The sequence below is a fragment of the Flavobacterium sp. genome (genome assembly GCF_049318325.1).
Classification (GTDB): domain Bacteria; phylum Bacteroidota; class Bacteroidia; order Flavobacteriales; family Flavobacteriaceae; genus Flavobacterium.
On record NZ_JBMOGQ010000096.1, the window covers coordinates 1 to 9,035 of the forward strand.

A 9,035-nucleotide genomic window follows, 5' to 3' on the forward strand; every position below is an offset into this window, starting at 1 on the left:
ATCATAATTGATAAACGTGTTGCCAATCCGTCTAACTCTACCAAAACTATCATGCTCTATTCTAGTTCCATAATTCAAAGTTCTTTTTTCTTGAACAGTTCCTCTTTTTCCTGCGCTTTTGTAAAAATAGTCACCTTCGTTATCGTCTGGACGAGTGTTAAAATCAAATTCTCCATTCAAAAAAACGAAAAACTCAATTCCTCGTTCGTTGAATGAGATTGGTTCATCAAAATTGAAACTCATTCTATTTTCAAATGAAGTATTTATTACTTCGGTTGCGTTTAATAAAGTACTTGTCATTAAAACGCTTGCTACTAAAAAGGTAATTTTTTTCATGATCTATTCATTTTATGAGTTTTGCTTACTCTTTCGATTTTCAGCTTCTTCGAACAGAAAGTATTTCTGATGTTATCCCCATTTTCAATGAACATGCCAAAGACATAAAAACTTTTCTTAAGGTTTGATTAATATAAATTAACTAAAAGATATTCAGTTCTTTAATAAATAGTTTGCATTATAATTTTTGATTTAATTTATTATTTTCAGTTATAATTTGTTTTGATTATTTATTACATTTGCTACAGTTTTAATAAAATCTATATTATTTAAATTACTAATGAAAAAAAACCTACTACAATTTTCATTTGCTTTATTATTATTAGTAACAAAGGGACACAGTCAAGAATACATTCCTTATTATGGAACTATCGTTAGTCAAGTTTCTGAATCTAATGTGCTGAATAACTTAACCGAATTTGAAAACCTTGGTGTAAAAAGAAAAGGAACTTCACCTCTACAAAATACCCTTAATTGGTTAAAAGCAGAATATCTAAGCTATGGCTATACAACTAATCAAATGCAAGAATACAGTTTTACAAACGGTTCTGCTACTTGTAAAAATTTGGTTGTTACAAAAGTTGGAACACTTTATCCTAACACATTTATTATTTTATGTGGTCATTATGATACGTTAACAGGTAAAGGTACTAATGATAATGGAAGTGGTATTGTTACAATTTTTGAAGTTGCTAGGTTATTAAAAGATTTACCCACAGAGTATTCAATTAAGTTTATTAATTTCAGCGGAGAAGAAGATGGATTAATAGGGAGTCAAAATTTTGTTTCAACAGTAGTGAACGGCACTAACCCTAAAATGGATATTAAATTAGTTTTTAATATTGATGAAGTAGGAGGAAGAGCTGATATGATTAACGATACGATTACATGTGAAAGAGATACCGGAAGTCCAACTTCTAATAATGCAGCATCAAACACAATAACTAACGAATTGATAAACTGTGTTCAGTTATATTCGCCTTTGAATACTTTTCTTAGCTATGCCTATGCATCTGATTATATGCCATTTGAAGATAATAATGAAATAATTACGGGTTTTTTCGAAAAGAATGAAACACCACACAGACATACAGCTACAGATTTACTAATTAATATGGACCCTGTTTATGTATATAATATAGCTAAAGCAGCTACAGGAGCAATGCTTCATTTCGCAAAAGCTTCAACAACTGCTCTTGATTTGAATGATTTAAATGATACTCATCAAGTTAGTTTTTTCCCGTGTCCGGCAAAAGATGTTTTAAATATTAATTTAGGTGATCTAGCTGATACACAATATTCTTTTTCTCTAATTGATTTACAAGGTAAAATAGTTTTCAAAAAACATATCGAAAATGCTCATTTAGTAGAGACAGTTTCATTGGATGGTTTGTCAAAAGGAATGTATTTGGCAGTTATGCAAACTTCTACTAATCGTATTACAAAAAAGATTTTAGTTGAGTAATTTTTTTTCTATAACTTATCTTTTAAGTAACTACCAGTAACAGATTTTTTGTTCTTAACTATTTCTTCTGGAGTTCCAACAGCAAGAAGTTGTCCTCCATTTTCTCCGCCTTCCGGACCTAAATCAATAATCCAATCAGCACACTTTATTAAATCTAAATTATGTTCGATTACAATAATCGAATGTCCTTTTTCAATTAAAGCTTCGAATGACGCTAATAGTTTTTTAATATCATGAAAATGCAAACCTGTAGTTGGTTCGTCAAATACAAATAATGCTTTTTCTTTGGTGACGCCTTTTACTAAAAAGGAAGCCAATTTGATACGTTGTGCTTCACCGCCCGAAAGGGTAGAAGATGATTGTCCAAGTTGCACATAACCCAAACCTACATCTTGTAAAGGTTGGAGTTTTTGAGTAATTTTTGTCTGTTTGTTTTCAGTAAAAAAAGCAATGGCATCATCTATTGTCATTGTTAAAATGTCGTCAATGTTTTTGTTTTCAAAAGCTACTTCCAACACTTCTTTTTTGAAACGCTTGCCGCCACAAGTCTCGCAAGGCAAAGAAACATCGGCCATGAAAACCATTTCTACGTTTATTGAACCTTCGCCTTTGCAGGTTTCACATCTACCGCCATCAACATTAAATGAAAAATGTTTGGCCTGATAACCACGAACTTTAGATAGTTTTTCTTTGGCATATAAATCGCGAATATCATCATAGGCTTTTATGTAAGTCACCGGATTCGAACGCGAACTTCTTCCGATTGGGTTTTGGTCTACATATTCAATGTGTTTTATATGTGAAAAACTTCCAGATATTTCTGAGAATTGACCTGCTTTATCTCCAATGCCTTCCAACTTTTTTTGCATGGCTGGGAAAAGAATTTTCTTTACTAAGGTACTTTTTCCACTACCTGAAACTCCGGTAATTACGGTCAAACTTTCTAATGGAAAAGCAACATTTATATTTTGAAGATTGTTTTCACGAGCGCCTTTTATTTCAATGAAATTGTTAGATTTTCTGCGCTTTTTTGGAACTGAAATTTCTAATTCACCATTAAGGTATTTAGCCGTTAAAGAATCAGCTTTTAGTATTTCAGTAAATGTACCTTCAGCTACCAATTCACCGCCAAAAGTACCAGCTTCTGGACCAATGTCAATAATTCTATCAGCAGCTTTCATAATATCTTCATCATGTTCAACTACAATAACCGTATTACCTAGATCACGAAGGTTTTTCAGTACTTTAATTAAGCGTTTGGTATCTTTTGGGTGAAGTCCAATACTTGGCTCGTCAAGAATATACATCGAACCCACTAAACTGCTTCCAAGTGAAGTAGCTAAATTAATGCGTTGTGATTCACCACCTGATAGTGTTGCTGAATTTCTGTTTAAAGTCAGATAATCTAATCCAACATCACTTAAGAAATCTAATCTGTTATTAATTTCTAAAAGTAATCGTTTAGCAACTTTTTGATCGTATTCTGAAAGTTGTAATTCTCTAAAAAATGGAATTAATCGTTTAATAGACATATCTACCATTTCCGAAATTGTTTGACCTCCAATAGTGATATAATTAGCTTCTTTGCGCAAACGTTTCCCTTTACAAGTAGTACATTTGGTTTTACCACGATATCGTGATAGCATTACACGGTTTTGGATCTTATAATTTTTCTCTTCCAATTCCTTAAAGAAATCATCAAGTCCGTTGAAATAGCTGTTGCCTTTCCAAATCAATTCTTTTTGCTCCTCAGTTAACTCAAAATACGGTTTGTGAATTGGAAAATCAAATTTATAAGCGTTATTTACTAATTGATCACGATACCAACCCATGCTTTCACCTCTCCATGGAAAAATCGCATTTTCATAAACAGAAAGCGCTGTGTTTGGGATAACCAATTCATTATCAATACCAATAATATTGCCGTAACCTTCACAAGTTGGGCAAGCTCCGTAAGGATTATTGAAACTAAACAGATGAATATTTGGTTCTAAAAAGGTAATGCCATCCAACTCAAAATTTGAACTAAAAGTTAAACGGCTATTCGTATCCAAATCTTGAAGATGGCAAACACCTTTACCTTCAAAAAAAGCTGTTTGTATTGCATCAGCTAAACGGTTAAAGAATTCCTCTTCCTCTTTAACTACGATTCGGTCTATAATTAAAAGAATGTCTTTATTATCTAATTCGTGCATTTTTGTCACATCGAGCGATCCCGAAACTTCGGGAGAGATGTCGTCTAAACGTACCATTTGGTTATTAACCAAAATACGAGCAAAACCTTGTTGTAATAATACTTTCAGTTTGTCTTCCAATTGTCGCCCTTGCTCTAAGTGAATAGGAGATAAGAGTAACCATTTGCTATCTAAAGGAAATGATTTAACTTTAAAAATGACATCGGTAACGGTGTCCTTTTTTACTTCATTTCCAGAAACTGGCGAAAAGGTTTTGCCAATTCGTGCAAATAGTAGTTTCAGATAATCATAAATTTCGGTAGAAGTTCCAACCGTAGATCGGGCATTTGTGGTATTAACCTTTTGTTCAATAGCAATCGCAGGTGCAATTCCTTTGATGTACTCCACTTTAGGTTTGTCTAATCTACCCAGAAATTGTCGGGCGTATGATGATAAACTTTCTACATAACGTCTCTGTCCTTCAGCATAAAGTGTGTCAAAAGCCAAACTTGATTTTCCAGAACCAGATAAACCGGTAATCACTACTAATTCATTTCGTGGAATGACTACATTTAAATTCTTTAAATTATGAATTTGTGCGCCTTTGATTAGGATATTATTTTTGGGTTGTAACGTAGCAATTTCTGTACTCTTCATAGTAAAATAGGGAATGACTGCAAAGGTAGTCAATTCTCAATTTATTTCTTATGGCAAGTTGCGGTCAATAGTATCTATTTCTATAATTTATTTAACAAGTTAGGCATATTTTTATCAAAATATATGAAAGATAAAATACTACCTATTAACTTTTCTTTTTATTTTTTTTATATTTAATTTGTTTTTTAAATAAATTTTATGTTAAATTTGATTTAATATTAATTCTTAATTCTGATTTGCCTATTCAAGACAATTACTTTTAGATAAAAAACTCTTTTTTAAACCTACACTAAAAGATATTGTTATGGCTAAATCTCAACTTCCGGATGCTCAATTAGTTGACAAGTATGTTGCTGGCGATGAAAACGCTTTAGCAATCTTAATTGATAGACATCAATCAAAAATTTACGGATATATCTATTCCAAAGTTTCAGATAGAGATGTTTCAGAAGATATTTTTCAAGAAACTTTCTTTAAAGTTATTCACACACTAAAATCGAAAAAATTCTACAATGAGGAAGGCAAATTTCTATCATGGGTTATGCGAATTGCTAGTAATTTGATTGTGGATAAATTCCGTAATGACAAAAAAATGCCTCTAAAAAGAGACACAGAAGAATTTTCTATTTTTTCGAATATAAAAGATACCTCTCTTGATATTGAAAAGACACTTATCAAAAGTCAGGTAGATATTGATTTAAAAAAGATAATTGAAAAGCTGCCTCATGATCAAAAAGAAGTAATTATGATGCGCTATTTTTCAGACATGAGTTTTAAAGAAATAGCGGATTTTACTGGAGTTAGTGTCAATACTACCCTAGGGAGAATGCGTTATGCTATCACTAATTTAAGAAAGGTAATAGAAAAAAATAAAATTTATTTACCTTCATAGACAATAAAAAGTATTTTTTTGCGTTTTTATATAAACATCCAAAAAATAGATTTTATATATGGCAAAACTTTACTCTAAAAGGAAATTAGCTCCAAAAAAAATGTTACCTAAAAAAGAAACGATTCGTTTAATACTTCAATATTCTAGTGCATTAAATATTGTTAAGATTGTTAATGTTAATTTCGATTTTATAGCTAATTAAGATATCCCGTCTCGTTTAAAACGAGGCGGGATGTTTTTATAATATTCATCCAAAACTGATTTTCTCCCAATTGTTTTGGTAATGATGTCTTTTTCAATATCCCAACTTCTTGCAGGAGAATATTCTCTTCCATACCAAATAATTTGGAGGTGTAATTCATTCCATAGTTCTTTTGGAAAAATTGCTTTGGCATCTTTCTCAGTTTGTTGAACATTTTTACCATTGGTTAAATTCCAACGATACATCAACCGATGAATATGAGTATCAACAGGAAAAGCGGGAACTCCAAATGCTTGTGCCATAACAACACTAGCGGTTTTGTGTCCAACTGCCGGTAATACTTCTAATGCTTCAAATGATTGCGGAACAAGTCCGTTATGCTTTTCTATCAAAATTTCCGATAATCCATAAATCCCTTTTGATTTCATTGGAGAAAGTCCACACGGTCGAATTATATCTTTAATTTCTTCTACTGATAATTTTACCATATCATAGGGATTATCTGCTTTTTTAAAAAGGATAGGAGTAATTTGATTTACACGAACATCGGTACATTGAGCCGAAAGCAAAACAGCAATCAACAAAGTATAAGCATCTTTATGGTCGAGTGGAATTGGTATTTCGGGGTAAAGTTCTTTTAACGTATTTATAACAAATGTTGCACGTTCTTTTTTGGTCATTTTAAACTAAATTTGAAGTGTAAAAATAATAAATTAAAATCAGTATCTAATTAACTCACTAACTTAGCGACTTTTTAAATGACAACACTACAAAAAGGTGATAAGGCACCTAATTTTTCCGGAAAAGACCAAGATGGCAAAAGTCATGATTTAGCCGATTATAAAGGCCAAAAATTAGTAGTTTTCTTTTATCCAAAAGCTGATACACCAGGATGTACAGCAGAAGCTTGTGATTTGAGAGATAATTTCGAACGCTTTAAAGCCAATAATTTTGCATTACTTGGAGTTAGTGCCGATAGTGCTAAATCACAGAGTAAATTTAAAACAAAATACGAATTTCCTTTCCCGTTATTGGCAGATGAAGAGAAATCTGTTATACAAGCGTTTGGTGTTTGGGGCCGTAAAAAATTTATGGGAAAAGAATATGATGGTATTCATAGAACTACATTTATTATTAACGAAGAAGGAATAATTGATGAAGTCATTTCCGATGTGAAAACAAAGGCACACGCCGCTCAAATATTAAAATAAATAAAAAGCCAAGATAATTTCTTGGCTTTTTATTTATGCTTTTTCTAAAACTTTGTTAGGATCATAACCAAATAATTGGTGTTGTTTGATTATATCTGAGATTCCTTTAGGTAATAATTTTTCCCAACCTGGAGTTCCAGAACTAATCATTTTCAAAACTTCACGTGAGAAAATTTTAAGATGACTTTTATCAAAATCTGTGATATCAACTACTTTTCCATTATAAGCAAAGAACTTGTATAATTCTTTCATTCTCGGGTGTACTTTTAGATTTTGAGAAGTAATTATTTCTCCGTTTTCATCTTCCATTGGATACAAGAAAACTTTTAAATCACGATAAAATAATTTTCCAAAAGCTTCTAGAATTCCACCACTTAAATGGCGATAGTATTTTTCGTCAAAAATGTCAATCAAATTATTCACTCCCATTGCCAATCCCATTCTGGCTTTGGTATAACTAGAAAAATATTCGACTACTTTATAATATTCCTGGAAATTTGAAATCATTACAGTTTGACCTAGTGCACACAACAATTCAGCTCTGTCCATAAAATCTCTTTCATCAATTTCGCCTTCAGAACGCAGATTTGATAACGTAATTTCAAAAATTACCAAGGAGTTATCTTTTTCGACTTTACTTTCTTCCAAGAACATTTTTAATGACCTCTCGTACATATCCATATTTACCTGTGTAACAGGTCGGAAGCTACCTCGTAATGCCAAAATATTCTTCTTGTATAAAATGGCTGCAGGAAGAATATTTTTTCCGTCCGGACCAAACATCACGGCATCAGTCATTCCATTTTTCACTAATTGTAAACTCATCAATCTATTATCAACATTCGCAAAACGCGGGCCTGAAAAGTTAATAGTATCAATCTCAAGTTGGTCTTTATCTAAATGATCATAGAGATAACGCAATAATTTTTTTGGATCGTTATACTTATAAAAAGCACCAAAAATCAAATTAACACCTAGTACCCCGAGAGTTTCCTGTTGTAATCTGGCATCATTTTCTTTGAAACGTATGTGCAATATGATTTCGTTATAATCTTCTTCAGCTTCAACTTGGTATTTTATTCCAACCCAACCATGGCCTTTAAATTGTTTTGCAAAATCGATAGTAGAAACCGTATTAGCATAACTGAAAAACATTTTATTTGGATGTTTGTCTCTACTTAATCGTTTTTCAATCAATTCCACTTCGTGACTTAACATGTTTTTTAAACGACTTTCAGTTACATATCTACCATCGTCTTCAATACCGTAAATTGCATCACTGAAATCTTTATCGTAAGCAGACATTGCTTTTGCTATGGTTCCAGACGAACCGCCAGCTCTAAAAAAATGTCTAACTGTTTCTTGGCCTGCGCCAATTTCTGCAAAAGTTCCGTAAATATTTTCGTTAAAGTTAATTCTCATCGCTTTATCCTTTAACGAAGGAATTTGCTCGATAACTTTATCGCCTTTTAATTTTATAAATGATGATGATCTTTCCATGAAATTATTAATAATACGCAAAGTTACTAAAATACCTATTTTTATTAAAGAGAATTAACTGCTATTTTTGTAATTATTTACATTGAAAAAATTACTTTTATAAGTAGTTGATTCGAACATTAAAAACCGTGCAATAATGCAAGTTTATTTTCTTGGTACTGGTACTTCACAAGGCATTCCCGTTATTGGGAGTAATCACTCTGTTTGTAAAAGTTCAGATCCAAAAGATAAAAGGTTACGCGTTTCCGTTTGGGTTACTTGGGAAGATAATTCAATAGTTATTGATTGCGGCCCCGATTTTAGACAGCAAATGCTAATTTCTGATTGCTCAACCCTAGACGCAATACTTTTCACACATGAGCATGCCGATCACACTGCGGGATTAGATGATATCCGGCCATTTTTCTTTAAACAAAAAAGAGATATTCCAATTTATGGTCATTCTCGGGTTTTAGAAAACCTGAATAGGAGATTTGATTATATTTTTGAAACCGAAAATAAATATCCTGGTGCACCTGGAGTTCAGACTTTTGCTGTAAATAATAATGAAGATTTTATAATTGGGCAAACTAAAATTACTCCCATACAAGTGAATCAT

The 9,035-nt window shown here is 31.9% G+C and carries 7 protein-coding genes and 1 pseudogene; 4 read left to right on the forward strand and 4 right to left on the reverse strand.

The window, feature by feature from the left end:
• Window positions 1–336: pseudogene (locus ACOYLP_RS08985) on the reverse strand (hypothetical protein); the annotation flags it as partial.
• Window positions 337–616: 280 nt separating this feature from the next.
• Between ACOYLP_RS08985 and ACOYLP_RS08990 the strand changes: the two are divergent.
• Complete coding sequence (locus tag ACOYLP_RS08990) at window positions 617–1,801, forward strand: M28 family peptidase (protein ID WP_422855839.1); 1,185 nt, start codon at window positions 617–619, stop codon at window positions 1,799–1,801.
• 8 nt (window positions 1,802–1,809) lie between these two features.
• Here the strand turns inward: ACOYLP_RS08990 and uvrA are convergent, their stop codons facing one another.
• Entirely contained in the window at window positions 1,810–4,632 is a 2,823-nt protein-coding gene (uvrA, locus tag ACOYLP_RS08995) for an excinuclease ABC subunit UvrA (protein ID WP_422855840.1), read from the reverse strand.
• A gap of 304 nt (window positions 4,633–4,936) precedes the next feature.
• On the opposite strand from uvrA, the gene ACOYLP_RS09000 reads away from it, so the two are divergent.
• Window positions 4,937–5,524, forward strand: coding sequence for an RNA polymerase sigma factor (locus tag ACOYLP_RS09000; protein ID WP_422855841.1), 588 nt, complete (start codon window positions 4,937–4,939; stop codon window positions 5,522–5,524).
• Window positions 5,525–5,722: 198 nt separating this feature from the next.
• On the opposite strand, the gene ACOYLP_RS09005 is transcribed toward ACOYLP_RS09000, so the two are convergent.
• Window positions 5,723–6,406: an endonuclease III domain-containing protein gene (locus ACOYLP_RS09005; protein ID WP_422855842.1), complete on the reverse strand. Its 684-nt coding sequence runs from the start codon at window positions 6,404–6,406 to the stop codon at window positions 5,723–5,725.
• Between the two features lie 78 nt (window positions 6,407–6,484).
• On the opposite strand from ACOYLP_RS09005, the gene bcp reads away from it, so the two are divergent.
• Window positions 6,485–6,937: a thioredoxin-dependent thiol peroxidase gene (gene bcp / locus ACOYLP_RS09010; RefSeq protein WP_422855843.1), complete on the forward strand. Its 453-nt coding sequence runs from the start codon at window positions 6,485–6,487 to the stop codon at window positions 6,935–6,937.
• Between the two features lie 33 nt (window positions 6,938–6,970).
• Here bcp and ACOYLP_RS09015 read toward each other — a convergent pair whose 3' ends face one another.
• A complete protein-coding gene (locus ACOYLP_RS09015) occupies window positions 6,971–8,437 on the reverse strand; it encodes a TonB-dependent receptor (RefSeq protein ID WP_422855844.1) in 1,467 nt (488 codons plus the stop codon).
• Window positions 8,438–8,573: 136 nt separating this feature from the next.
• Here ACOYLP_RS09015 and ACOYLP_RS09020 point away from each other — a divergent pair.
• The coding region (locus ACOYLP_RS09020) for an MBL fold metallo-hydrolase (protein WP_422855845.1) at window positions 8,574–9,035 on the forward strand (462 nt) is incomplete at its 3' end.